The following is a 22,343-nucleotide window of genomic DNA, read 5'->3' as shown; positions in this document are numbered from 1 at the left end:
GGTCGTCGAGGAGCGAGCGGAGCTTCGGGTCGCTCGGCTCGTAGGCGTCGCGAAGGTCGTCGAGCTCCATGGCGACTAGTCGCCGAGGGTGAGGCGTGCGATGACGGTTCCGATGAGCCATCCGACAGGGAACGCCAGGACGAGGAGGAGGACGTCTGCGGCGGTCACTCGTCCTCCCCGACCTCGATGTCGAACTCCGGGAGGAGGTTCTGCGGCTTGAGGATGATGCGGGTGTGGTACTCGCTCACGTCGATAGCCTTCTCCTGGGTGACCGTGACGGAGTCCTGGTCGCCCATGATGAAGACGTGCTTGCGGTACTCGTCGGGGCCGTACTTGCAGGTCACGTCGACGCGGCGGGCCTTCGGGTACTCGAAGGAGCATCGGCCCTCGGCGACGAAGGTGGTCTGGCCGGTGATGCCGTTGATGCCGATGATGGTTCGCTGAACCTCGAAGGCCTCGGCGGCGGTCTTGATGTTCTGGTCGGCCTTGTCGGCGTCGCTCGTGCATCCGACGAGGGCGACGCTGGCGATGCCGAGGGCCGCGCCGATGGCGACGAGGGCGGCGATGCGGCGGGGCTTGGTCATGCTCGGGCCTTTCGGTTGCGCCGCTCGCGCGGCTTGGGGGTCGTGGTCGTGAAGCGCGAGAGGAGCTCGGCGCGGAAGTGAACGCTCGCGCCGCCGTCCTCCCAGGCGACGGCGTAGCGCTCAGGCTCGCCGACGCGATGGGGGACGACGTCGGAGACGCGGCCCCAGCGGTCGGGGTTGTCGGCGTGCGCGACGTTGTCGCCCTTGCGGAAGACCTTGGGACGCTCGGGGTAGAGGTGGACGGGGCCGAGGGATTTGGATGCGCTCACGCGGTGGGCTCCTTTCGTGCGGCCCGGCGCTCAGCGCGGGCGAGGGATCGGTCGTACCGGGCGACGAATCGGCGGGCGGCTCGGTTCGCCGGGCGGATGCGGAGTGCTCGCTTGACGAGCTCCTCTCGACGACGGGCCGCGCGCTCCTGGGGCGTTTCCTTCCCGGCGTAGACGTGCTTGCCGAGGGTGTTGAGCGCCGCCAGGATGCGAAGCTGGTAAGGGTTGGGCGCTGTCATGGGGCTCCTTTCAGAGGGCGTAGAGCATCCGGAGGACGTAGGCGGAGTGCGCGATGTCGGCGTCGATGCCGGAGCCGAGGTCACTGGGGACGAGGTCGCCGAGGTCGTGCTGGAAGCCGATGACGTCGGTCATGACGAAGGCGACGCCCTCGCGGACGAGCCAGAGGTCGCCGTCGGTGTCGCGGTAGACGCCGTCGGCGAGGTCGTCGGGCTGGGTCTCGGTCGTCTCGATCATCGGGTGACCTCCTTGATGTCGTAGGCCTCGGGGTTGGGGAGGGGGCGGTAGCGCGAGAGGTCATCGACGCCGAGGTTGAACGCGGCGACGGCGAGGGGCGCGATGAACTCGGGGAAGGGGTACGCCGCGCCGGTCTCGGTGTCCTGGACGGCCGCGTAGGAGATTCCCGAGCGGCGGTGCGTGGCGGTGACGAGGCGGGCGCTCACGCGGCGGCCTTCGCCTTCTTGGTCTCGGCCTTCTTGGCGGAGGGTGTCGGCTCCGGATCGGGCTCGGGCTCGGTCTCCTTGCCGATACGCCGGAACGGGCCGTACTGCTTCGCGTAGTGCTGGAGGTCGAGGATCGCGTGCTCGTAGACGGTGTCGCCGCGCTCGACGATGGCGTCGGCGACGTCCGGCGCGCTCACGCGGATCGTGACGCGGTCGCGGAGGACGCTGGACTCGTAGAGGCCCGGCTCGCGCGGGGTGTCGATGGGGTAGTTGGTGTTCGCCATGGGGGCTTTCTCCCTTCGGTGGGGTTCGGACGAAGAGGAGAGCGCCCGGGTGCTCGCGAGTGCCCAGAAAAATCGAAAGGCCCCTGGCCGCCGTCGGATCGTGACGGGGCCAGGGGCCTAATCTGAGGGCCGCTAGGCGGCGATGGAGGTGATGGGCGGGCCGGGGAGCGTCTTGCGGTCGTGGCCCTTGTGGTAGGCCGGGGCCGCGAGAATCTCCGCGATCCGCTGGGATCGGCGGGAGCCCATGAAGGGGAGGAGGGCGGCCATGATGTCGGCCGCGCGGTCGCCGGAGAGCTCGGCGTTCCAGGTCGGCGACGACGGGGCCTGCCGGAGCGACAGGCGGACGGACGTGCCGAGGAGGTGCGCCACTCGCTCGACGGTGTCGCGGTCGGTCATCTGGACGCGGATGCGGGGATACCGGCCGCGGTGGGCGTCGAAGGTAGCCTCGCCCTCGGTGAGTCCCGCGAGCCAGATGAGGTCATCGCGGGTGCCGTTGATGGGCAGGGTCACTTGCTCGGTACCTCCTCGCTCGCTACCTCCTCCGCGTCGGCGTACTCCTCGACTCGGGCGATGTCGTCCTTGAGGAGCCGCGCCAGACGGCGACGCTCGCGGCGGACCTTGCGGAGCTCTCGCCGGGCGATGCGGACGCCCTGAGCGGTCTTCGCGAGGAGCTCGCGCGCCTCGTCGGGGTTGGCTCGGAGCTCGAAGTCGACCGACTTGGCGGCGTCGTCGAGCGAGACGAGGAGATAGGGCTTGCCCGAGAGGGCGACGTTGAGGATGCTCACGCGGCGGCCTCCCTCGCGGCTCGGGCCTCGTCGATCCACTCGCCGACGGGGCGGGCGGGGATCGGGATGGCGTTGGCTAGGGCGGCCTCGGCTCGTGCGCCGGAGGACTCGTGCCAGCCGGGGAGGAGGGCGACGCCGTCGGCCTTCGTCACGGCGGCGACGTCGCGAGCGAGCGCGGCTCGCCGGTCGGCCTCGGTGAAGTTGTCCAGGTCGACGCCCGCCTCGCCGTCGAGCTCGTGCGGGCTGATGACGGCATAGCCCTCGGCTCGGAGAGCCTCGGTGGCGTCCTTGAACATCGGGTAGTTGAAGTGCGGTCGGCCGCTCATGGGGCCGGACACGTAGAGCGTGATGGGGAGCCGGGTGGCCTCCCCATCGGCGGTGATGGCGATGGTCATGGTGTTCTCTCAGACCTTGGCGCGGGGAGCGCGACGTCGGGCGGTGGGCGGAGCGTTGACGCCGCGACCGGGGCCGGAGGCGACCGGCACGGCCACGACGGTCTTCTTGAGCTCGTCCCACTCGAAGACCTCGCGGAGGTGGCAGAAGAGCTCGAACATGGTCTCGTCGGCGCGGACGGGCGTGAGGTGCCAGCCCTCGGGACGGATATGCAGGACGGCCGCGCCCGAGCTCTTGACGTTCGGGACGCGGGTGCCGTCCGGGCGGAGGATGTGCTTGGCATAGCGGTACGCCGCAAGCTGGAGGCCGACCTCCTCGTGGACGCCGGAGCGGGTCGTCTTGTTGTCGAGGTAGATGACCTCGCCGTCGATCTTGGCGACCGCGTCGAATGAGCCCGCGTATTGGTGCTCGTCGTCCCAGACGGTCTCCTCCATGTGGAGATACTCCGGCTGGCAGACGTCCAGGAAGTCGGCGAAGTGCCGGGCGTAGGGCTGGAGGTCTTCGTGCAGGAAGCGCGGGTTGATGTTCTCGCCGCCCGCCATGCGCTCGAACAGGTCGTGCGCCGCGGTGCCGATGTCGGCGGCCTCCTTGGTGTTGCGGTAGGGGGCCCGCTTGAGCATGTCGATTGCGGCGTCGGGGGAGCGCCGGGCCAGGCCCTCGATGACGTCGAGGTTGTTGACGGCTTCCTCGGCGACGAGCTTGGCCGCCCAGTGCTGGAGGAAGCTCTTGTCGAGGTTCTTGAGGATGGAGGTGACGCCGGGGTACTTGGCCCCGGTCGTGGGCTCGACGTAGAAGCGGGAGCCCATCCGCTTGATGGTGTTGACCTTGGGCGTTGTCACGCCATGGTCCTCCTTGCGTCGGGGAATAGGGACGCAAAGGAGAGCGCCTGGGCGGGGGTTGATGCCCGGCCCAGGCGCTAGTTAGTGGGGGTGGTGACGAAGTGACGGATATTCCGTCACTTTCTATTCCTTCTACGAGGGAGCTCCCTCTCGAAGGGGGAATAGGAAGTGACGATTATTCCGTCACTTCGTCACTGTCGAGTCGCTTTCGCGCCTCGTCGAGTGTCTCGGCGAGCTTGGCGTACTCGTCGCGGACGCGGGCCGCCGTCGTCTCCGGCGTCCCCTCCGGCATCCCCGCGATGCGTGTAAACGCGAGTCGTGCGAGGCTGGCGATGAGGCGGAGGTCGCTGAGCTCGGTGATGTACGGGCCGCCAGCGAAGATCGCGATGATGCGGGCATCGCGGTCGCGGCGGCGCTTCTTGCGGTCTTGTAGGGAGCCCGGCTCTAGACCCAGGGCTTCCACCTCCTCTCCGAATCGTTCGCGTAAGATCGGCGAGACGTGGTAGCGGAGCACTGATCCGAGCTTGGCTCGGTAGGCTTCTGGCACTTCGGCCTCGGCGAAGGTCTGAGCGACGAACTCCCGATACTCGCGCGAGCGGCCGAGGTAGTCGGGCGTCCCGTCTGCCGAGAAGAAGTGCGAGCGGGCCTCGACGAGGGCGGCGGCGGCCGCCTTCGCGTAGGGGGCACGCTCGGGGCCTTCGTGTTCCAGGTAGCCGCGGACGCCTGCCACGGCACGCTCCAGGAGTTGGGCCAGGGTGTTGCTCATAACCATGGCTCCAGCATCCCAGCGCGTACAGGTTTGCGCAAGCCGGATAACGCGAAAAGCCCCGCCCCTCGACATGGAGGGGCGGGGCTGGATATTATCCGGCGACCTTGTCGACGAGGACGTCGACGGCCTCGGAGAGACCTGCCGGGGTGCTGTCATTGTGGAGGACGACGTCGGGGACGAAGCCGTCGAGCGCCGTCTCGGATGGGTGCTCGTCGGTGCTCGGCGGGAGGCTCGGTCGGATGACGCGAACGGTCGCGCCGCCCTTGCGCCGGATGAGCTCGGCCTCGTTGGGGAAGCGGACGTCGGTGAAGACGAGTGGCTCGTCGCTGGAGTCGATCCGCTTCTCGGCCAGGACGATCCAGACGTCATCGCCGAGGAGCTCCCGGAGGCCGTACTTCTCGCCGAGCGTCTCGCGGACGCCTTCGGTGCCGAGGCGCTGGAGGAAGCGGCGGAACTCCGGGAAGCGCTCCTTGGCCGCCTCGTAGCCATAGCGGTTGATGGCGTCGGTGTAGCGGATGGGCCGGTCGGTAAACCGATCCCAGCCGACGACGGGGTCGACGGCGACCGCCATGTCGCGGAGTGGGTCCGCGAAGGCGGCCTCCCGGTAGCCGAAGCGGGCCAGGAGCCGGGCGGTGTGGTTCTTGCCGGTGCGCTTCTTGCCGATGAGGCCGATGAGGCGAGTCATGCGGAGGCCTTCGTCGGGTCGAAGCGACGGATGGCGTCGAGGAGGCGGTCGCGGTGGTCCTGAGTCCAGACGTCGTCGCCCGCGTAGCCGCCGACCACGACGGAGGCCTTGGCGGCGCGGGTGAGCTCCTCGCGGGAGCCCTCCTGGAAGTCGGCGACGCTGTAGACGCTGTCGCCGGGGCCACTGCACGAGCATCCGCCCTCGTCGAGCCAGTAGTAGCGGTCGCGGCTCGGTGAGTAGTAGGCGGAGAAGTTGCTCCAGTTCCAGCCTCCGGCGTAGGCGTCGCCGACCTGGACGAAGTCCTCGGTGCCGGGAAGGGCGACGTCCTCGCCCTTGTCGAAGTCGTACTTGGTGAAGGCGGCCATGCCGCTCCTCTCTCGTCGGTGGATATGACGAGGAGGAGAGCGCCTGGACGCCCGCGAGTGCCTACAGTCGCCCGTTGGGCGGCCCGCTACGTGCGTCGCGGCCTTCCTTAAGGTAGGCCTCCCAGGCTCGCTCGCACGCGACCTGGAGCGAGGTGGCCCAGCCGAGGAGCTCGCCGCGGAACTCGACGCGATAGCGGAGCCCGACCTCGACGCGGCGGAGCTCGATGCGCGCGAACGGCCCGTAGCCGGTGGAGTGCTGGAGCGTCCATACTCCAGGGGTCGGCTCGTCGGAGAGGAAGATCGGGTGCCATTCGCTCACGAGGCGAGGGTAGCCGGGGCCAGGTACACGAAAAGGCCCCCAGCCGAAGCCGGGGGCCTTGAGGGGGTGTGTCAGGAGGGGTCGGAGACGTGGACGGCCCACTTGTCTCCAGCGATGAAGGGGCCCGCGACGATCTTGCCGTCAACCATGCTCTTGAGGTTGGCGAACTCCTGGGCGTCGTGGCGCGTGGCGAAGGTGTACTCGGTGGCGGGGGTGTTGTTCGTCATGCCTCGATGCTACCACGTGTAAACGGGTTCGCGCAAGTCTGTTTGCGTGGGAGGGTGACGGGTCGGTATCCTGGTGGCCCTGGGGACGTCGTCGAGAAGGGCTCCGACGACGAAAGGCCCCGGGCGGGAGGCTGGGGAACCTCGCCCGGGGGCCATTCGTTTACACGTTCGGGACGAGCGAGGCGGAGCCGGTCCCGCCTCTGGAGGCCACGATGGCCTTGAGGAGCGAGACGAGCGCCGCGGTGCCAGCGCCGACGCCCATGGCGGCCCAGGAGTCGGGCGCGCCGAGGACGAAGGTGCTGGCGGAGGCGACGGCCAGAGCGCCGCCCGCCGCCGAGGTGATGACGCGCTCGGCCGTGTCGGCCCAGAAGCGCGCGGTGAAGAGAGGGCGCTGGGCTCGGAGACGCCGGAGCTCGGCACGAGTGAGGGGAGCGGACATTGAGCCTCCTTACTTGGCGATGAGGGGAGCCACGTTTCCGAGGACGCCTCCCAGGACGGCGGCGGCCCCGGAGACGAGCCAGACTTTGCGCTCCAGGGCGCGGATGCGGCCCTCGTGGTCGTCCCCTCGGGTGAGTGCGTTGTCGAGCTTGACCTCGACGCGAGTGAGGAACGAGACGAGGGCGGCATCCTCGGACGGAGGAACGCCGCCGCCTTCGTTGATGACGACGGCCGGGGGCATTAGATGCCCAGCTTCCCGAGCGTGGCGGGACCGGCGATGCCGTCGACGGCGAGACCCGCGCGGCGCTGGAACTCGCGGACGGCCGCCTCGGTCGCGGGACCGTAGATGCCGTCGACCGCGAGCTTGCCCGCGTACAGGCTGTAGTTCCGCTTGAGCGTCTCCTGGAGCTTCCGGACGAGGTCGCCCGTGGAGCCGCGGCGGAGGATGCGGGAAGGTGCCGGAGCGGTCACCTTGGCGTAGTAGACGGCGTGCGCGGCCTGCGTCGCCGGGCCCCAGATGCCGTCAGCGGCCACGCCGAGGAAGGCCTGGTAGCGCTTGATGGCCGCCGTCGTCGCCGGGCCCTGGATGCCGTCGACCGCCAGCTTCTCGCCGCGAGCCTGGTTGAGCCATGCCTGGCGCTGGCGGGTGGCCTCGTCCGCGCGAGCTCCGCCGCTGTTCGGGCGTCCGACGAAGGTGAAGTGGACCGGGTCGGACGCGCCGTACCAACGGAAGCCGAACTCCTCGCAATGCTGGCGGAAGGTGTCGTAGTCGCCGATGTCGACGGCGACTCCGCCGTTGGCGACGTGGTTGGACGCCGTCGCGGGCATGGCGGGCTTGTACAGGTGCGGCGGCCGGTTGGCCGCGCCTCCGCGGTTCCATCGGTCGATGAGCTTCTGCTGGTCGGCGACCGTCCGTCCCGCCGAATTGACGCGCCGGATGCCGTACTTCGCCTCGTAGGCGTCAAACGCGGCGGCGGCGTCGTCGCGGAGCCAGAAGCCGTGGTGGTTCTTGAGGGTAGCCATGGATGTCCTTTCGTGGGGACGAGAAAGGGCCGCCCCAGGTGGGAGCGGCCCTTTCGGGAGGGGTGGTTAGACGGCGACGGGCTCGCGCCATACGCCCGACTCGGAGAGGAGCACCTCGACGCCCTGCCAGGAGCTCCCGTTGGACACGTAGATTTCGGCCGGGAGCCACTTGGAGCCGTCGGACACGTAGACGGCGGCTAGGGTCTTCGCTGAGGCCGTCGCCGACCATGGGCCCCAGCCGCGGGCCTGGTTGGCCCCTCGGGCTCGGGCGTAGTGCATGACGCCGGGCTTGAGTCCGGTGAAGATCGTGGTACCGTTCGACGCGACCGTGCGGGGGTTGACGGAGAAGTCGGGCGACTCCGCGATCTGGGCCTCCCAGCCGGTGATCGGCGAGCCGCCGTCGGTCGTGCCCGAGAAGCGGAAGCGCATACTCGTAGTGGCGATCTGATCGAAGCCCAGGGGCGTCCCTCCGACCACGCCGGAGACGAGCGGCGCGCCGGGCGGCTTCGGGATGCGCGTGAGCGACATCACGCCTCGGACGCTCGTAGACCCCAGCGGGCCACCGGAGAAGGTCGCGTCAACGACGATGGTGGAGTATCCGCCCTCGTCATGGCCCATCCGCTTGACGACGGACGCCAGGTGGATGATTGACGAACTCCGGAAGTCGTAGGGGGACGCGCCGCTCCATGGTGTGCCGGATGCGTTGATGCTCCAGGGCTGAGGATCGTATGCGTAGGTCCGGGAGCTGGAGGCCGTCCGCACGAGGTAGAGGTTGATGATGACGTCCGTCCAGTTGCCCTCCTGGCTCTGGGTACCCTGGTCGATGGTCAGCCGGAGGACGTGGCCTGGGCGCGCGGCGAACTCGGAGTCGTAGGTGGTCACGGACGCTTGATCCAAACTCGCCCGTTAGCGTGCGCCGGGGCGGCGTTCTGGACGAAGATGCCGAGCGCCTGGAGCGCCGCGACGGCGTTGGTCGTCCCGGTGCCGCCCTTCTCGATGGGGAGGACGCCCGTGCCTTCGCTCAGGGGGTGAGTGTGCGCCGAGGGAGGGAAGGTCGTCGGCTTGCCGGTGATCTCCGTCCAGGCGTGGGAGTGCGAGGCCGCGGCGGCCCCGAGGTTGGCGCGTGCCGCGGCGGCAGACGTCGCCCCGGTGCCGCCCTCGGTGATCGGGATGGCGGCGGGCTTGCCCGGGATCGTCGACCACGACACGAGCGGGGCCCAGGAGCCGCCGAAGGTGGTCTCCCACTGGCCCGTCGAGGTGTTGAAGCCGAAGCGGAGTTGCTGGGAGGTCGGCCGGGTGGCGGTCGTCCAGACGGAGACGCGGGACGAGAGGTAGGCCCGGGACGCGGTCAGGTCGGCGGACGTGATCGTCGCGGCTCCCGCGGCGACGCGGACGGTCGCGAGCGGTAGGACGTAGACGCCGCGCACGTCGGCCGTCGCGGTCGGCGCGACCGGCGCGGCGGCCGGGGTGCCCTGGAGTACGACGAGCCGGACAACCTGGCCCGTCGGCTGGGCGAAGTCGCGACGGAGGGCAACGAGGTCGACACGGGGATTGCCCGAGGTGTTCGGGGCGATGGCGAGGGTCTCCGTCGCGGTCGACAGGAAGGCGGAGCCCGCGACGACGGCGAAGCCGGAGGAGACCTTGACGTTGAGGCCGGAGGAGTCGGCGGAGACGGTGAGGTCGGTTCCGCCGCGGATGCCCGTGCCAATGATCGAGTCGAAGAGCTCGGCGTACTGGGCGTCGGTGGTGTCCTCGTTTACACGAGGCCAGGAGGTCATGGCCATTGGGGCCGTCCTTTCAGGGGTGAGGAAGGGCCGCCCCCGTGCCGATGAACGGATGGGGCGGCCCTGCGAAAGCTCGACTACTCGGCGATGAGATGGCCACACGCGCCACAGATGACCGTGGCGACGCACTCGATGGTGATGGCCACGCCGAAGTTGAGGCACGCGGCGGTCTGACAGGTGAGCGTGCGGGTTTCGAGGGCGGGCTGGGTGTCGATTGAGTCCATCTGGGTCAACCTCCTGCGGCGGTCGGGGCCATCTGGACGGCCTGCCAGCGGATGACCGTTCCCGACGCGACGGTCAGAGCGCCGGACACGTTGAAGACACGCACGGTCATGCCGGACGCGGTCGGGGCGACCTCGGCGGCGACGCCAGCGCGTACCGATCCCGCGCCGAAAGTCACGATTGGGGCGACAGAGAAGCGACCGGACGGGAAGGTCACGGTGTAGTCCTTGTATGACCCGGCAGGTAGATCGGTGTTGGTGACGAAGCTGCCTGCGGCCATGGCGTAGGGGAGGTTGGGCTTGCTCGTAATCTCGGACCACGCGACAGAGTCCAGGAGGACGGTACGGAATGCGCCCCAGGTGCTGCCATCCGTGGATGCGCGGGACCACATGCGGCCCGACGTCTTGTCGGTAACGAGCTGGAAGGCTCGGACGTCCTGCTGGCGGGCTGTGAAGACCGTGGCGTAGGCCGAAGGCCAGCCGGTTGCCGTCGTGGCCGTGACCGACAGACCCATGGGCCAGCCGGATGGGCCTACCGTCGCCTCCTGCGGGCTGATGGTCTGCGGCGTCGCCGGGAAGGTGCGGGGCTTGCCGGTGATGTCGGCCCACGCCGGAGCGACCGGGGTAGGCACCTCGACGGTACGCTCGATGGCCGAGACGCGGGAGGCGGTGGCCTCCTGGCGGCGCTGGCTCGCGGCGTCGACGTCGAAGGCCGAGGCCTCGCCGAGGGTGGCGACGATGGTGACGACGGAGCCACTCACGCCGAGGGCGGCCTCGGAGACGGGCGACTTGACCTCCTGGCCCTCGACTACGACGGAGACGAGGTCTCCCTTGTTCCAGTCTCGGAGGTAAAGCATGGTGTCTGCGTCGGTCGGCGTGGCGCGGAGGCCGGATGCCGTGGCCGCGCCCTCCTTGACCGCCTCGTCGCCCTTCTGCTCAAGCTCCGAGGCCTGCTCGGCGTTGCGCTGGTCGACGAAGCGCTCGATGCGGCGGCCCCAGCGGGTCTCAGAGTCGGTCGCGTCCGTCGAGGTCCGCGAGACGATGAGGCGCTGGGTGCCTTCGCCCTTTCCGGCGACGATGGCGACCGTCGTGGAGGCCGCGCCGTAGCCGTAGGTGACACTCTTGAGGAGGTCGTTCTCCATGTCCATGCGGATCAACTTGGAGCGGTCCTCCGGACGCCAGACCCGGAATCGAAGCTCGGTGCCGACCTGGACGATATCGAAGGAGAGGCCGCCCGCGAAGGCGATCTCTTGGCAGAGCTCTAGGAGGTTCTGGAAGCGCGGCGACTTCGTAAGGGTCGCGCCGCGGGCCTGGTCGGGGCCGTCCAGCGTGAGGCGGGAGCGGAGCCCGGTGACGCGGCCCGCTGGGGCGTGAGTAACACAGATGTTGTACGCGACGTACTGGCGGAGGAGAGACTCGGCCGCGCCGGAGCGAGTGTCGTTCGCGGCCGTCTGCGTCGTCGGGTCAGCATTGCTCGGCTGAGGGAAAGCCAGCGCGTCGGCGAGGAGGACGGCGTCGGAGACTCCGGAGAAGGCCCAGCGGCCGGTGAGGTCGTTGCCGTCGGCCTCGAACGTGGCGGACGTCATGGGGCCGGAGAGGAGCGTCTGCGGGACGCCGTCGACGACGGAGGTGACGACGAGGCCCGCGCCCTCCTTGCGGAGCTCGCGTGCGGCGGCGTGCGGTATCCACTCGCCGGTCGTCTCGTCTAGGACGGTGTCAGGGAGGCGGAGCTCCCAGGAGCCGATGTCATTGTCGCGAGCGACGACGACAAGGCCGTCGAGGTCGGCGTCGGTGATCTGAGCGCGCCGGACGAGGTCGCGGTCGCGGACCTCGACGATGATGTCGGAGACGTTCAAAGGATGACCTCCAGACGGGGGCGGAAGTAGCAAGTGGCCGAGGTGGCGTTGGTCGCGGCGGTCATTGAGACGACGAGCTCGTTGCGACCTGGCGGGATGGGGAAGAGGCGCGGGGCGGGCCCGAGCCGGTCGTAGACGTTCTTGCCGTTGTTCGCCCCTCCGCTGAGGGTGACCGTGCGCGCCTTCGTATCGACGTTGATGACCTCGCCCGCGGCGATTGGGCCGAGGCTCCACGACGCCTCGCCGAGCTTGATCGTTGCGAGGGTTGTGGGGCCGGTGAGCCGCCACGTTGGGTATGCGTCCGCCTCGCCGACGTTGTCGACGTAGAGGACTCCCGAGGCGGCGGAACTCGTTAGATGCATCTCGGCGAGTTGCGGAAGGAAGGTTCCCGTCGACTGGAGCCCCTCGACGGTATATGGCGTCGCGTCGCGAGCGGTCCAGAAGGGGTCCGGCGCGACGAGCGAGAGCGGGACGGAGTAGAAGCCGCCGATGGGCTGGCGCTTGAGCGCATCGCCTCCGCCTTCGTGGATGAAGGGGAGCTCGTAGACGTCGCCGCCCGGGAGCGTGGCCTCCAGGCGGGGGAGGGGCAAGCCGTTTACACGCCGGATGACGGTGCTGAGAGTGCGGAGGTTGGCGTCGCGCTCCGCGACGGTGCGGCCCCAGACGTTCACGACGAGCGTGAACGGGCGGGAGGCGACCCGAGAAGCTCGGAATCGCCCCCCGTCCGTCGTCGAGGGAGTCACCTGCACTTCGCGATCCACGAAGCCGAGGCCCGTGGTCTCGTCGTCGAGCGCGAAGGGGCTGGACGACGTCGCCGAGGTGGCGAGCTCGATGCGCTGACCGCGCGGCGAGACGATGGCGAAGGTGGGGTGCATGTGTCTCCTAGGGGATGTGCTTGAGGCGGCGGGCCGCCTTGACGAGCTCCTGCTCTGCCGTGAGCCCCTGGCCGCCGTGCTGGTGGTACTCCAGGTGCGTCGAGGTGCTCGGTGCCGAGCCGCGCGAGACCGCGCCGACGAGGCCGCCGTCCGGGACGGAGCCGGAGAGGTCGGTGCCCATGTGGAGGGCCATGCCGTCGACGGCGTCGGATGCCGACGATGCGAGGCCAAGCGCGGCCTTGGCGACGTCCCCCTCCATGTCTCGGAAGCCGAGCGCGAGGCCCTCGCCGACGTTCACGCCGTAGCCGCGGAACAGGCGCGACGGGGAGTGAATGCCGAGGAAGCCGAGGAAGCCGTCGACGGCTCCCTTGACGATGTTGAGGAGCGTCTTGCCGACCGCCGCGCCCATCGAGACGATGCCGTCGATGAGGCCTCGGATGAGATCCTTACCGGCGCTCAGGAGCTTCGGGACGGCGCTGATGACGGCGCTAATGGCCTGCGGGATGACCTGCGTGATGATGGTGTTGACGAGCTCGGGGATGTTCTTGACGAGACCCGCGACGAGACCGCCGAATAGCTGGATGGCCGCGCTGATGAGACGCGGGAGCATCTGAATCAGCGTGGTCACGAGCGTTGGGAGCACCTGAGTCAGGAGCGTCACGATGAGCTCGGGCAGGATCGTCAGGATGGCTTCGACGAGCGCGAAGAAGAGCTCGATGCCCGCCTCCAGGAGCTCCGGGAGCATGTCGATGATGGTGTCGAGCACGCGGGGGAGCACTACCGTCAGGAGCGTCCGGAGAATCTCCGGGAGCACCTTGAGGACGGCCTGAACGAGGGCGATGAATGCCTGGACTCCCGCGTCGAGAAGTTGCGGGAGCATCCCCAGGATCGTCGTGAGGACGTTGGGCAGGACCGTCCCGAGGAGGGTGTCCAGGATTTGCGGCAGGACCGTGAGGATGGCCTCGACGAGCGCCATGAAGAACTCGATGCCCGCCTGGACGAGTTGCGGCAGAGCGGCGACGAGGGTGGTCGCGATCTGCGTGAGCACGCCCAGGAGCGTCGTCACAAGCGTCGGCAGGATCGTAAGGAGACCCTGCACGAGCGCCATGAAGAGCTCGATGCCCGCCTGGAGGAGCACGGGGAGCGCCGTGAGGAGCGCCGTCGTGAGCGTCTGGATGAGCCCGGGGAGGAGCGTCACGAGCGTCGTGATGATCGTCGTGACCTGGGCCAGGAGTTGCGGCAGGAAGACCGTTGCGGCCTGGGTGACTAGGTTGGTGACTCCCGCCAGGATGGTCGGGAGCATCGCCGTGATCGTCGCGCCGATGGTGGGGAGCGCCGCCGTGATGGCGTTGAGTAGCCCCATCTGCATCTGCTGGTAGCCGGTGATGAGCTCGGTTAGCCCGCCTCCGGTGAACCATGCGGCGATGTCCGAGAAGATCGTCTTGAACATCGCCCCGACGCCCGCGAGCCCGCCGCCTGCCTCCTGGAAGGCGGTTTGCATCCGAGCGCCGAAGACGGCGAAGTTGTCGGCGAGGCCCTGGACGGTGGGCATCATCGACAGGAGGATCGAGCCCGCGGCGGTGGCGAACGGGAGGAACGCCTGGCCGATGGTGGTGGACACGTTCTGCCACGACGCCTTGAGGCGCGACATGACGCCCTCGTAGGTGGTCGCCTCGCGGGCGAAGTTGCCGTGAGCGTCGGCCGTCTGCTCCATGATGAGCGCGAGGGTCGCGGCGGCGTTCGCCTGCTGGGAGAGCGTGCCGCCGACCTTCTCGAAGCCGAGTTCGGCCGCCTTCGCGTCGATGGCGGCCTGAGTGAGCGAGACGCCGTAGCGCTCGATGGGGTCGCGCTCGCCCTTGAGGGCGGACGAGAGCGCCTCGACGGCCTCGCGGCTCGTGCCGCCGAACATCGAGGCCATGTCAGCGCCGAGCGTGATGAGCTCGTTGGTCTTCGGCCCGAGCTCGTCCATCGCCATACCGGCGTTCTTGAGCTGGGAGCCGATGAGGACGGCGAGCTCGTTGTACTCGTTGCGGGCCAGGCCGGTCGATACGGCGGCGTTCTGGGCCCAGGCGTGCATCTGGGACGCCGAGCCCTTGAAGACCGTATTGATAGCTCCCACCGACTGCTCAAGAGCACCGGCCTGGGCGATGGCGTTCTTGACGAAGGCCCCCATGGCGACGGTCCCCGCGAGAGCGAAGAGCGGGGCCGCGGCGGCCTTGAGGGCGTTGCCGAGCTTGGAGCCTCCGGAGCGGCCGGAGGCGTCGAGCGCCGGGTCGACCTCGCCGGAGAGGGCCTTGCCGAAGCCCTTGGCGCTCGGGATGACGTTGAGTGTGGCGTAGCCGACGTTCTCGGCCATGGGCGGCTCCTAGGGGTTGAGTCGAGCCCGCTGGGCCTCCAGTCGCGAGCGGAGCGCGCGGTAGCGCTCAGAGCGCGTCTGAGCCTCCGGTCGGCGCGGATGGGCCTTACCGGTGAAGGCGTGGAAGAGGTCGGCGAGTAGGAACTCGGCGACGCCCCAGCCGGTCGCGGAGGAGGGGAGGCCCTGGCGCATGAGCGCCGCCTCGGGCGGGAGGTGGCGGAGGAGCACTGAAAGACGCCGGAGCGAGAGCTCGCCGCGCCATAGGTCGCCGAGGTCGACGCCGTAGAAGCGGAGGAGGTCAGCTTCTACGGCGTCGCGGTAGCGGCGAAGGGTCGCGGCGAGCTCGGTCAGTTTCCCGCGATACCGATGGCCTTCTGCATGGCGACGACGAACTCGTTGAGGTCGGCGACGCGGTTGTGGGTCTTGCGGAAGGTGGCGTAGCCATCGCCGTCGAGCACCTCGCGGAGGAGCGTCAGGACGCGGCCCTCCTCGAAGGCTTCGAGAGCGTCGAGGCTCCACTCCGAGGAGGGGAGAACGGAGTACTTCTGACCCTCGAAGGTGAAGGGGATGGGCTGGGCGAGAGCCTCGGCGGCGGTCGGGTTGGTGGCGGTCTTACGTGCGGCCATGTTGGGACTCCTTAGCGCGGATGGGGAGGTGGTCTAGGTGCGCGGGTAGGAAGGTGAAGGGGAGGAGCCCCGCGCGAGCTCCTCCCCTTGAGAGGTGGACCGGATTAGCCAGCCGGAGGCGTGTACTCCGGGTCGGTCTCGATGTCCGTGTAGAGGACGCCTTCGGCGTCGGGGAACACGATGACCTTGATGTCGTAGATGGTCGGCTCGGTCTCCGACTCCTTGATTTCGGCGACCTCGTCGACCTCAGCCGTATCGACGATGCGCCGCTTGACGCGGTCGCCGTCGCGGGTCTCGAAGCCGATGGCGAAGCGTGCGCCCGCGGTTGGAACCTTGATGGTGGAGCGGCGGACGCCGTTGAGCGAGGTTCGCTCCGAGCCGGGGTTGAGGAGGCCGAAGGTGACGGCGTTGTCCTCCAGGGCGACGAAGCGGATCGTGCGCTTGTGCTGGCTCTTGGAGCGCCGGACGAGGATGCCGCCCCAGGCGTACTTCTCGGAGGTCTCGTCCTCTCGCTCCTCGGTGAAGCCCTCTTCGCCGTCGAGGAGCCCGACGGGCTGCCATCCGGTCGGCCAGGTGGAGACGAGGTCGGTGGGGCCTTCCGTGCCGACAGGGGCGATGAATACGTCGGCTCCGGCCCACTGGTTAGTGTTCGCGGCGTTACCTGCCATGGTGGGTTAGTCCTTTCGGAGGTGGCGCGGACGGAGCCGCGCTTGGACAGTGACGAGGGCGATGGGGACGCCCGTGTCGGAGTCCGTCCCGGGCACTGGCCCAGTGACGGGACCGAAGCCGCGCACGGTGGCGCTGGTGACCTCGGACAGGAGGAGGGCCTCGACGATGGAGGCGACGCGCATGGAGTCGCCCTCGTCGCGGCCGTAGACGGTGATGCGGACGTTCGCGTTCGCTGAGACGCGGGTGTCCCGTAGGGCTGTCCCGGCTCGGACGCGAATGTGGAGCTTGTGCGGGACGGCGGGATCGTGGGACGGGGGACGGGTCGAGACGGTCGCGTCGATGCCGTATTGCTGGAGGGCGTCCCGGAGAATGTCCCGCGTCGCAAGCTGGACGTCGTCGAAGATGATGGGGTCGGTCACTTGCCCTTCCTTCCGAGCTCCAGGCCCGCCGACGCGGCGGCCTCGGTGAGGTAGCCGTACTTGGCTTCGAGGCCGATGCCCGCGGCGTGCGCGAGGGTGACGCCCGCGACGGGACGGTCGGAGGTATAGGAGTCGACGACGACGTCGACGGGGCCGTCGTGGGCCATGGGCGAGCCGATGGCCGAGGCCATGGCCTGAGCACGGGCGTTGACCGCTGAGCGGACCTTGCCGGAGTTGAGGACGGCTCGGATGCCCGCGGAGTTGATGCGGACCTTCGAGCTCACGGCGTCACCTTCTGGCGCTTGAGCTTCGCGACCGTATGGACGCCGGAGGCGAGGGACTGGCGGACGGTGGGTAGGGACGTGATCGTCCAGACTTCGCCGTCGGTCTCGACGCGGGTGGTTGCCGGGTCGGGCTCCCAGCGCCGGGACACGAGGAGGAGCCCCTCGTCCTCGGCGAGGGTCATGCCCTCCAGGTCGCGGACGATGGACGGGCCGCGCTCCAGGCGGGCTCGGTGGAGCGGCTTGCGCTCGGTGTCCCACTCCAGGCGCTCCGATGGCTCGCCATAGGAGTCCAGGGCGGGACGGGCGGCCCGGGTGTAGAGCCGCTCGCGCCGAGGTGGGACGGTGGTGAGCACTAGAGCACCTCCGGGAGGGACAGGAACGGGACATCTGTCGAGCCGTCTGAGACGGGGACGTAGGCCGTTGGGACGGCCGCGGGGTTGCCGTAGGCGGAGGGCGTGCGGATGGAGCCGACGTAGCCGCCAGCACGGCCGGAGACGGCGCGCGCGATCTGGGCGGCCTCGCGGGCGGTCAGGAAGACGCCGGAGGTGTCGGTAAGGCCGACGGTGTGCTCGCCATAGGTCTCCTGCTGGATGCCGCGCGGGTTCTCGAAGCCCCGACGGGCGGCGGTGAGGATGACGAGCCGGACGACGTCGGGCGCGTTTACACGCCAGCGCTCGGCGAGCTTGGGGGAGACCTCGGCGAGGGCGAGCGTCGTGGCGTCTTCGAGTGCATCGGCGAGGCGCTCGGGGACGCCTTCCTCGGTGAGGTCGATGCGGTCGAGGCCGATGCGCCGCGCGAGCTCGTCGACGGTGGGCGGGAGTGTGCCGGGCATGGGGCTCCTTCGGTCAGGCGGGCGCGGACGCGAAGAGGGGGCCCCTCGCTAAGAGAGGCCCCCTCGGATCGGGGTTACGCGCCAGCCGGAGCGGTCACGTCGGCGATGTGAACCACGCCGCCGTTCTCGATGGGCTTGACCGTGGCCTTACGGGTCTCGCGGTCGCGCTCGACCTTGAACGTCGGCAGGATCGCGACGCCCGCGAAGGTTGCCAGGATCGAGCGGTCGACCGTCTTGTCCGCGTCGTAGTCGCGGAGGTAGCGAATGCTGTAGCCTCCCTCCGAGACCGAAGCGCCGAACGAAGCGCCGCTCGGGACCGCGGGAGCGCGGGTGACGAGCGTGACGGCGTCCTTGTGGAACGCCAGCACCTCGTTGTCGCCCACGCGGGTCGACTCGACGACGGTGAAGCCGCGCACCTTGCCGACCTGAGCGTCGCGGAGAGCGGCCGTCGAGCCGGACTCGCTCGCGTCGGTGATCGCCTTGGCGTCCAGGAGGTCGGCGTAGATGCCGACGCCGACGACAAGCTGGATGCCCGCGGCCGGGACGCCCTGCTTGCGGAGGTGCTGGCGGAGCGCCGTGAAGTACGGAACCGGGTTCGCCGGGTCGTAGACGGCCGTGAAGTCGGTCGGGGCCGGGACGCTCAGGAGCTTCGAGGCGACTCGATGCTCGATGTCGTCGGCGATGGCCGCGGCCTGGGGGCGAATCACCTGCTTGGTCAGGTCGGTGATGTTGAGGTTGAGGTCCGCCTCGCTCAGCGGGACGGCGGAGTAGACCATCTTCTTGTCGAGGTTGATGGTCGTGCTCTGCTCGACGATCTCGTCGAGCTGGATGCTCGTGGTCACGTCGGCGATGTCCCGCTCACGCGCGAAGAGCGTGGTGGGGTACTTGATCTTGACCGGGCGGTTCGCCGAGCCCGGAGCCATGAACTCGTCCTGGTAGTTGCGCGAGACGAGCGCAGACAGGAACGAGTCCTGCTCGACGAGCTTGGCGGAGACGACGGCGACCTGGGGCGCGTCGTAGTCGAAGGTGTGAGCCATGGTGGAGGGTGCCTTTCGGTGGGACGGGAAGGGTTAGAGGACGGCGGCGACGATGGCGTCGGCGTCGAAAGGTGCCTCTTCGCCCCCGTGACCGGGGGTGAGCGCGGCCTGGGGGCGGCCGGAGGGCTTCTGCTCCTCCTGGGAGGGGGTCTCCTCCTTGCCGCCCTTGTCCGACGCGCCGAGAGCGGCGGTCAGCTTGGCGATCTGGTCGGCGATGCCGTCGTCATCGGTTGCCGTGACGAAGGCGTGGAGCTCCTCGGGGAGGTTCGCCTTGGCGAGGGCGGCATCGCGCTTCGCGGCGAGCGCCGCCTGCTCGGCACGCTCGGCCCGGGCGATGGCCTTGTCGAGCTCGCTCTTTTCGGCGTCGGCTCGCTCCTGCTCCTCCTGCTCGAACTTCGCGACCTTGGCCTTGAGGTCGCGCTCGACGTTGCGGAGCTTGGTGATCGTCTCCCAGGCGCGGGCGGGGTCGAAGTCGTCGCCCCACGGCGGCGTCGAGGAGGTCTCCTTGGACTCGTCGGCGGGCGTCTGGGCGTCGTTCTTCGGGGCGGTGTCGGACATTGGTGGGCGTCTCCTTGGACGTTGGGCACCCTCGCCTTGCTCGGGTGCGGGACAGGGAAGCCGCGTAGGGCTGTTTACGCGGCTCGATTCATGTGGGGGCCTCCGGAGGTACCCGGGGCATGAGAAAGGCCGTCAGCGCGGGGCTGGCGGCCTGGGGAGAGGGGAAGCTAGAGCGTCTGTCGGGCTTGGCCTTCTTCGTAGGTGGCTACGCGGACGGCCTCGCTCGGGTCGTAGGTCGATCCGATGCGCTCGGGGTCGTAGACGAAGAAGATGACGTCGGGGCGGCCGTTGTTCCACTGGGCGTATGCGTCGTAGTCCCAGCCGTCGGGCGCGTACTCGTCGTCGAACGCCAGGCGCGCGACGGGGCGGAAGCCCTCGCGGGCGTAGACCTTCGGGAGGTAGGTCTCGAAGGCGTCGAGACGGTTGCCTCCCTGCGAGACGGCGTAGGCCAGGAGGGAGCGCGCGACGCCGCGGACGGGCTGGTCGGCGTGGGAGAAGACGCTGATGATGTCGCCGTCGGCCGTGAGGGCGAAGCCGGAGAGGCCGTCAGGCGTGACGAAGAGCCGCATGTCGCGGTAGTCGTCGTAGAGCGTGACGGAGGAGCCGTGCTTGCCGACGCTCTCCTTGGCGCTCGCGAGCGCGCGGCGGAAGGCATCGGCCGAGGTCGCCGGGTCGAGCTCGATGAGGTCGACCGTAGGGACGCCGTTGACTTCGAGGTCGCTGAGGCGCGGAGGCTTCGGGACGGTGCGGATCGGGGTGACGTCCGCGCCGCCGACTACCAACCGGTCAGTATCGCCGCGTCTATCTCCTCGTCCGGCCAGTCCGTCGCTCGAAGCGCCGCGAGCTCCTCCGGCGTCGCCTCGGGAGCCTGGCGTCGCAGAAACGCCAGTCTGTCGGCTTCGGTGATCGGGGGCTGTGGCATGGTCGGTCTTTCGTCTGTCGGTAATGGTAACGAAGGACTCCTCGCCGGGGCGGGGCCGGTAGCGCTCCGGCACCTCCTCGCCCCGGGACTCGTACCAGAGGCGCATTCTGGCGCGCTGGTCCGCCTCCCAGGCGTCGCGGTAGCGGATCGCCTCGGGGCTCCATCCTCCGGTCGGGTCGTCGGGGGTGACGGGGCGGGCGTTGCATCCGCAACGGTCGTGCGCGGCGAAGTGAACGCTCAGCGCGGAGTAGACCGGGCCGCGGGAGACGAGCATGGCGCAGAAGCGACAGGGCGCTCCATCGCTCACGCGGGCCCAGCGGTCGAGTTGCGGGTCGCGCCGGGTGGAGTCGATGACTCGGGAGCGCGAGGCGTTGATGATCTGGCGCTTCGCGGAGCCGAGCATGTTGGAGAGGGCGACCGCGAGGGCGGCGGAGGGGTCTAGCCCGCGTCGCTGGAGTGCTTCCGCCCTTGCGAGCGCCTTGCCGGTGGCCGCGGTGAGAGAGCTCTCGATGCGGCCGGTCGGGAGGCGCGTCTCGGCGTTGCCGAGGACGGGGGCGGAGAGGCCCGCGGCGTCCTTGATCGCGGCGAGGTAGGTGTCGGCGGTGCGGTTGGATATCGTGCGCCCGGCGTTGATGTAAGTGACTGCCTTACTGCGGAAGTCGAGGAACGAGCGCCCGAGGTCACTGGGGTCGATGGTCTCTTCCCAGAGCCGAGAGAGGGCCGCCTGGACGGTCGCGGCGTGCGTGACCTGAGACCGCATGTGCGCCTTGGCTAGCGCGTCGTAGTCGGGTTCCATGCGGCCCTCCTCGGGCTACTGGGTGGCGTCGGGAGCGGCGGGTGACGGGGGCGTCGGAGCCGTCTGCCGGGCGATTTCCTGGGTGAGGGCGTCCAGCGGGTCGACCGTCGCGAGCTCGCGCCAGCGCTGGAGCTTCGAGTCGGTGACGCCGGGGACGTCCTCCCAGAGGGCCTCCTGCGGGACGCCGAGCTCGGTGGCGAGCTTCGCGAGCGCTTCGACCTTGGCCGTCATGACTTCGCCGGTCGTGTCGCGCCAGCGGACCTCTGCCTCGGGGGAGGGCTCGTCAGCGCCAGCGGCGCGGGCGGCCAGTCGGAAGACGGACTCCCATGCTTCGCCGAAGAGGAGTTGGTACTCGGCGAGCTTGCGGTTGGTCTTGTGGCGGCGGGCGTAGAGCGCCTCGCCCGTCACGTTCGTCATGTTCCCGGCGAAGAGGTCCGCGTCGATCTGGGCCGCGGCGGCGAGGGACGAGACCGCGAGCTTGTACTCCTGGTGGTGGTCCGCAAGCTGTGTCTGGGCGAAGTCGCCGAAGCGGGCCTCGTGGGAGTCAGAGACCCAGAGCCGGTTGACGGCCGCCTCGAAGTCTTCGAGGGGCTTGCCGTAGGTAGGGGAGTCGGGGTCGTCGTCGACGGGGATGGCGAGGCCGGTGGCCCAGCGCTGGCGGAACGAGGCGTACTGCATCCCGATCTGGATGTTGAAGACGGCCTCGTTGATGCGGTCCTGGTGACCCTTGAAGGGGACGACGAGGCCTTGGGCCGCGCCGTCGAGCCGGTCGCGGAAGCGGACGAAGGGCGGAAGCTGGAGGCCGTGCGCCGCGGTCTTCGTGAGCTCGTACTCGGCGCGCTCGGTGCGTGTAAACGTCGCGACCTCGTCGCCCTCGTAGACCTCCAGGATGCGGCCCTTGCCGTCGGCGGTGCGGCCGATGCGCCGGATGGCGCGGAAGGGGAACTCGTCGTCGTCGTCCTCGTACCACGCCGCCGAGCGGAGCGGGGAGAGGGGCTTGATGACCGGGCGGGCCTTGTCCTTGCCGGGGAGGACGAGCACGTAGCTTGTGCCGTACTCCAGCGCGCCGCGGTGAGCGATCGTCTGCCGGGCGTCGAGGCCGTTGTCCTGCCAGTAGCGCCAGGCGGCCTCATTGTCGTCGGCGCGCGCGGTGCGGTAGCCGTCGACGGCGAGGCCCTGGACGAACTCGGCCGGGACGAGCGGGAGCCAATTGGTCTTCGACCGCTTGGCGAGGTGCTTGAACTCGGCCTTGGCTCCCTTCGGCATGTAGGGGTCGTCGTGGTCGCCTTCGAGGTAGCGCTTCGGGAGCCCGAGGCGACCGTCGCGGGAGAGGTCCACTTCGAGCTTCGAGTCGAGCTCCTCGGCGAGCTTGGGAGTGATTGCCATTGGGCTCCTCGGGTCGGGAAATGAGGCGGCCCCGGTCACCTCGCGGGGAGGGCCGGGGCCGGGGA

Annotated in this window: 35 protein-coding genes; all 35 read right to left on the bottom strand. The window is 69.3% G+C overall.

Annotated features, from left to right (window positions below; translation table 11 throughout):
• Positions 1-164: 164 nt before the first annotated feature.
• Positions 165-584 (bottom strand): beta-sandwich lipoprotein, encoded by a 420-nt coding sequence (locus AB663_RS15380; RefSeq protein ID WP_067201173.1) that lies wholly within the window; start codon positions 582-584, stop codon positions 165-167.
• Complete coding sequence (locus AB663_RS15375; RefSeq protein WP_067201171.1) at positions 581-853, bottom strand: hypothetical protein; 273 nt, start codon at positions 851-853, stop codon at positions 581-583. The genes AB663_RS15380 and AB663_RS15375 overlap by 4 nt, the downstream gene beginning before the upstream one ends.
• A complete protein-coding gene (locus AB663_RS15370) occupies positions 850-1,089 on the bottom strand; it encodes a hypothetical protein (RefSeq protein WP_067201169.1) in 240 nt (79 codons plus the stop codon). The genes AB663_RS15375 and AB663_RS15370 overlap by 4 nt, the downstream gene beginning before the upstream one ends.
• Positions 1,090-1,099: 10 nt before the next feature.
• The gene (locus AB663_RS15365) at positions 1,100-1,324 is read right to left on the bottom strand and encodes a hypothetical protein (RefSeq protein WP_067201165.1); all 225 of its coding nucleotides are present in this window, start codon (positions 1,322-1,324) and stop codon (positions 1,100-1,102) included.
• A complete protein-coding gene (locus AB663_RS15360; RefSeq protein ID WP_067201162.1) occupies positions 1,321-1,530 on the bottom strand; it encodes a hypothetical protein in 210 nt (69 codons plus the stop codon). Before AB663_RS15360 ends, AB663_RS15365 begins: the two co-directional genes overlap by 4 nt.
• Entirely contained in the window at positions 1,527-1,814 is a 288-nt protein-coding gene (locus tag AB663_RS15355; protein WP_067201160.1) for a hypothetical protein, read from the bottom strand. The genes AB663_RS15360 and AB663_RS15355 overlap by 4 nt, the downstream gene beginning before the upstream one ends.
• A gap of 132 nt (positions 1,815-1,946) precedes the next feature.
• A complete protein-coding gene (locus AB663_RS15350; RefSeq protein WP_067201157.1) occupies positions 1,947-2,324 on the bottom strand; it encodes a hypothetical protein in 378 nt (125 codons plus the stop codon).
• Entirely contained in the window at positions 2,321-2,599 is a 279-nt protein-coding gene (locus AB663_RS15345) for a hypothetical protein (RefSeq protein WP_067201155.1), read from the bottom strand. The genes AB663_RS15350 and AB663_RS15345 overlap by 4 nt, the downstream gene beginning before the upstream one ends.
• On the bottom strand, positions 2,596-2,994 hold the full coding sequence (locus tag AB663_RS15340; protein ID WP_067201153.1) for a DUF4406 domain-containing protein: 399 nt from the start codon (positions 2,992-2,994) through the stop codon (positions 2,596-2,598). The genes AB663_RS15345 and AB663_RS15340 overlap by 4 nt, the downstream gene beginning before the upstream one ends.
• A 9-nt stretch (positions 2,995-3,003) precedes the next feature.
• A complete protein-coding gene (locus tag AB663_RS15335) occupies positions 3,004-3,831 on the bottom strand; it encodes a hypothetical protein (protein WP_198147887.1) in 828 nt (275 codons plus the stop codon).
• A 175-nt stretch (positions 3,832-4,006) separates the two neighbouring features.
• The gene (locus tag AB663_RS15330; RefSeq protein WP_067201151.1) at positions 4,007-4,597 is read right to left on the bottom strand and encodes a hypothetical protein; all 591 of its coding nucleotides are present in this window, start codon (positions 4,595-4,597) and stop codon (positions 4,007-4,009) included.
• A gap of 94 nt (positions 4,598-4,691) precedes the next feature.
• Positions 4,692-5,285, bottom strand: coding sequence for a deoxynucleotide monophosphate kinase family protein (locus AB663_RS15325; RefSeq protein ID WP_067201148.1), 594 nt, complete (start codon positions 5,283-5,285; stop codon positions 4,692-4,694).
• Positions 5,282-5,650: a DUF7574 domain-containing protein gene (locus tag AB663_RS15320; protein WP_067201145.1), complete on the bottom strand. Its 369-nt coding sequence runs from the start codon at positions 5,648-5,650 to the stop codon at positions 5,282-5,284. Before AB663_RS15320 ends, AB663_RS15325 begins: the two co-directional genes overlap by 4 nt.
• 61 nt (positions 5,651-5,711) lie before the next feature.
• Entirely contained in the window at positions 5,712-5,969 is a 258-nt protein-coding gene (locus AB663_RS15315) for a hypothetical protein (protein WP_067201142.1), read from the bottom strand.
• A gap of 71 nt (positions 5,970-6,040) precedes the next feature.
• Positions 6,041-6,196 carry a hypothetical protein gene (locus AB663_RS17250; RefSeq protein ID WP_157541139.1) on the bottom strand — a complete coding sequence of 52 codons (156 nt, stop codon included), beginning with the start codon at positions 6,194-6,196 and terminating at the stop codon, positions 6,041-6,043.
• Positions 6,197-6,356: 160 nt separating this feature from the next.
• Positions 6,357-6,635: a holin gene (locus AB663_RS15310; RefSeq protein WP_067201139.1), complete on the bottom strand. Its 279-nt coding sequence runs from the start codon at positions 6,633-6,635 to the stop codon at positions 6,357-6,359.
• 9 nt (positions 6,636-6,644) lie between these two features.
• The gene (locus AB663_RS15305) at positions 6,645-6,875 is read right to left on the bottom strand and encodes a hypothetical protein (RefSeq protein ID WP_067201137.1); all 231 of its coding nucleotides are present in this window, start codon (positions 6,873-6,875) and stop codon (positions 6,645-6,647) included.
• Complete coding sequence (locus AB663_RS17595; RefSeq protein ID WP_067201134.1) at positions 6,875-7,657, bottom strand: peptidoglycan-binding protein; 783 nt, start codon at positions 7,655-7,657, stop codon at positions 6,875-6,877. Before AB663_RS17595 ends, AB663_RS15305 begins: the two co-directional genes overlap by 1 nt.
• 66 nt (positions 7,658-7,723) lie before the next feature.
• Positions 7,724-8,539, bottom strand: a complete 816-nt coding sequence (locus AB663_RS15295) for a fibronectin type III domain-containing protein (protein ID WP_067201131.1) — start codon at positions 8,537-8,539, stop codon at positions 7,724-7,726.
• On the bottom strand, positions 8,536-9,441 hold the full coding sequence (locus AB663_RS15290; RefSeq protein ID WP_067201129.1) for a hypothetical protein: 906 nt from the start codon (positions 9,439-9,441) through the stop codon (positions 8,536-8,538). Before AB663_RS15290 ends, AB663_RS15295 begins: the two co-directional genes overlap by 4 nt.
• 77 nt (positions 9,442-9,518) lie before the next feature.
• A complete protein-coding gene (locus AB663_RS17245) occupies positions 9,519-9,665 on the bottom strand; it encodes a hypothetical protein (RefSeq protein WP_157541136.1) in 147 nt (48 codons plus the stop codon).
• Between the two features lie 5 nt (positions 9,666-9,670).
• Positions 9,671-11,518, bottom strand: coding sequence for a Gp37-like protein (locus AB663_RS15285; protein ID WP_067201126.1), 1,848 nt, complete (start codon positions 11,516-11,518; stop codon positions 9,671-9,673).
• A complete protein-coding gene (locus tag AB663_RS15280; protein WP_067201124.1) occupies positions 11,515-12,393 on the bottom strand; it encodes a phage tail domain-containing protein in 879 nt (292 codons plus the stop codon). The genes AB663_RS15285 and AB663_RS15280 overlap by 4 nt, the downstream gene beginning before the upstream one ends.
• Positions 12,394-12,400: 7 nt before the next feature.
• On the bottom strand, positions 12,401-14,749 hold the full coding sequence (locus AB663_RS15275; protein WP_067201122.1) for a phage tail protein: 2,349 nt from the start codon (positions 14,747-14,749) through the stop codon (positions 12,401-12,403).
• A 9-nt stretch (positions 14,750-14,758) separates the two neighbouring features.
• Positions 14,759-14,977, bottom strand: coding sequence for a hypothetical protein (locus AB663_RS17240; protein WP_067201106.1), 219 nt, complete (start codon positions 14,975-14,977; stop codon positions 14,759-14,761).
• 119 nt (positions 14,978-15,096) lie between these two features.
• Positions 15,097-15,375, bottom strand: coding sequence for a hypothetical protein (locus tag AB663_RS17235; RefSeq protein WP_067201101.1), 279 nt, complete (start codon positions 15,373-15,375; stop codon positions 15,097-15,099).
• A gap of 104 nt (positions 15,376-15,479) precedes the next feature.
• Positions 15,480-16,043: a phage tail tube protein gene (locus AB663_RS15260; protein ID WP_067201096.1), complete on the bottom strand. Its 564-nt coding sequence runs from the start codon at positions 16,041-16,043 to the stop codon at positions 15,480-15,482.
• A gap of 6 nt (positions 16,044-16,049) precedes the next feature.
• On the bottom strand, positions 16,050-16,463 hold the full coding sequence (locus tag AB663_RS15255; RefSeq protein WP_067201089.1) for a hypothetical protein: 414 nt from the start codon (positions 16,461-16,463) through the stop codon (positions 16,050-16,052).
• Entirely contained in the window at positions 16,460-16,747 is a 288-nt protein-coding gene (locus tag AB663_RS15250) for a hypothetical protein (protein ID WP_067201086.1), read from the bottom strand. Before AB663_RS15250 ends, AB663_RS15255 begins: the two co-directional genes overlap by 4 nt.
• Entirely contained in the window at positions 16,744-17,100 is a 357-nt protein-coding gene (locus tag AB663_RS15245; protein WP_067201080.1) for a hypothetical protein, read from the bottom strand. Before AB663_RS15245 ends, AB663_RS15250 begins: the two co-directional genes overlap by 4 nt.
• Positions 17,100-17,579, bottom strand: coding sequence for a hypothetical protein (locus tag AB663_RS15240; RefSeq protein WP_067201078.1), 480 nt, complete (start codon positions 17,577-17,579; stop codon positions 17,100-17,102). Before AB663_RS15240 ends, AB663_RS15245 begins: the two co-directional genes overlap by 1 nt.
• A 74-nt stretch (positions 17,580-17,653) precedes the next feature.
• A complete protein-coding gene (locus AB663_RS15235) occupies positions 17,654-18,616 on the bottom strand; it encodes a P22 phage major capsid protein family protein (protein WP_067201077.1) in 963 nt (320 codons plus the stop codon).
• Positions 18,617-18,649: 33 nt separating this feature from the next.
• On the bottom strand, positions 18,650-19,174 hold the full coding sequence (locus tag AB663_RS15230; protein ID WP_067201075.1) for a hypothetical protein: 525 nt from the start codon (positions 19,172-19,174) through the stop codon (positions 18,650-18,652).
• Positions 19,175-19,341: 167 nt separating this feature from the next.
• Positions 19,342-20,892 (bottom strand): VG15 protein, encoded by a 1,551-nt coding sequence (locus AB663_RS17445; RefSeq protein ID WP_198147886.1) that lies wholly within the window; start codon positions 20,890-20,892, stop codon positions 19,342-19,344.
• Positions 20,893-20,907: 15 nt separating this feature from the next.
• Entirely contained in the window at positions 20,908-22,278 is a 1,371-nt protein-coding gene (locus AB663_RS15220; protein ID WP_067201073.1) for a phage portal protein, read from the bottom strand.
• Positions 22,279-22,343 lie beyond the last annotated feature (65 nt).

Source organism: Microbacterium sp. XT11 (genome assembly GCF_001513675.1).
In the GTDB taxonomy this organism is placed as follows: Bacteria; Actinomycetota; Actinomycetes; order Actinomycetales; family Microbacteriaceae; genus Microbacterium.
This window is presented reverse-complemented; position numbering and strand designations above follow the sequence as displayed.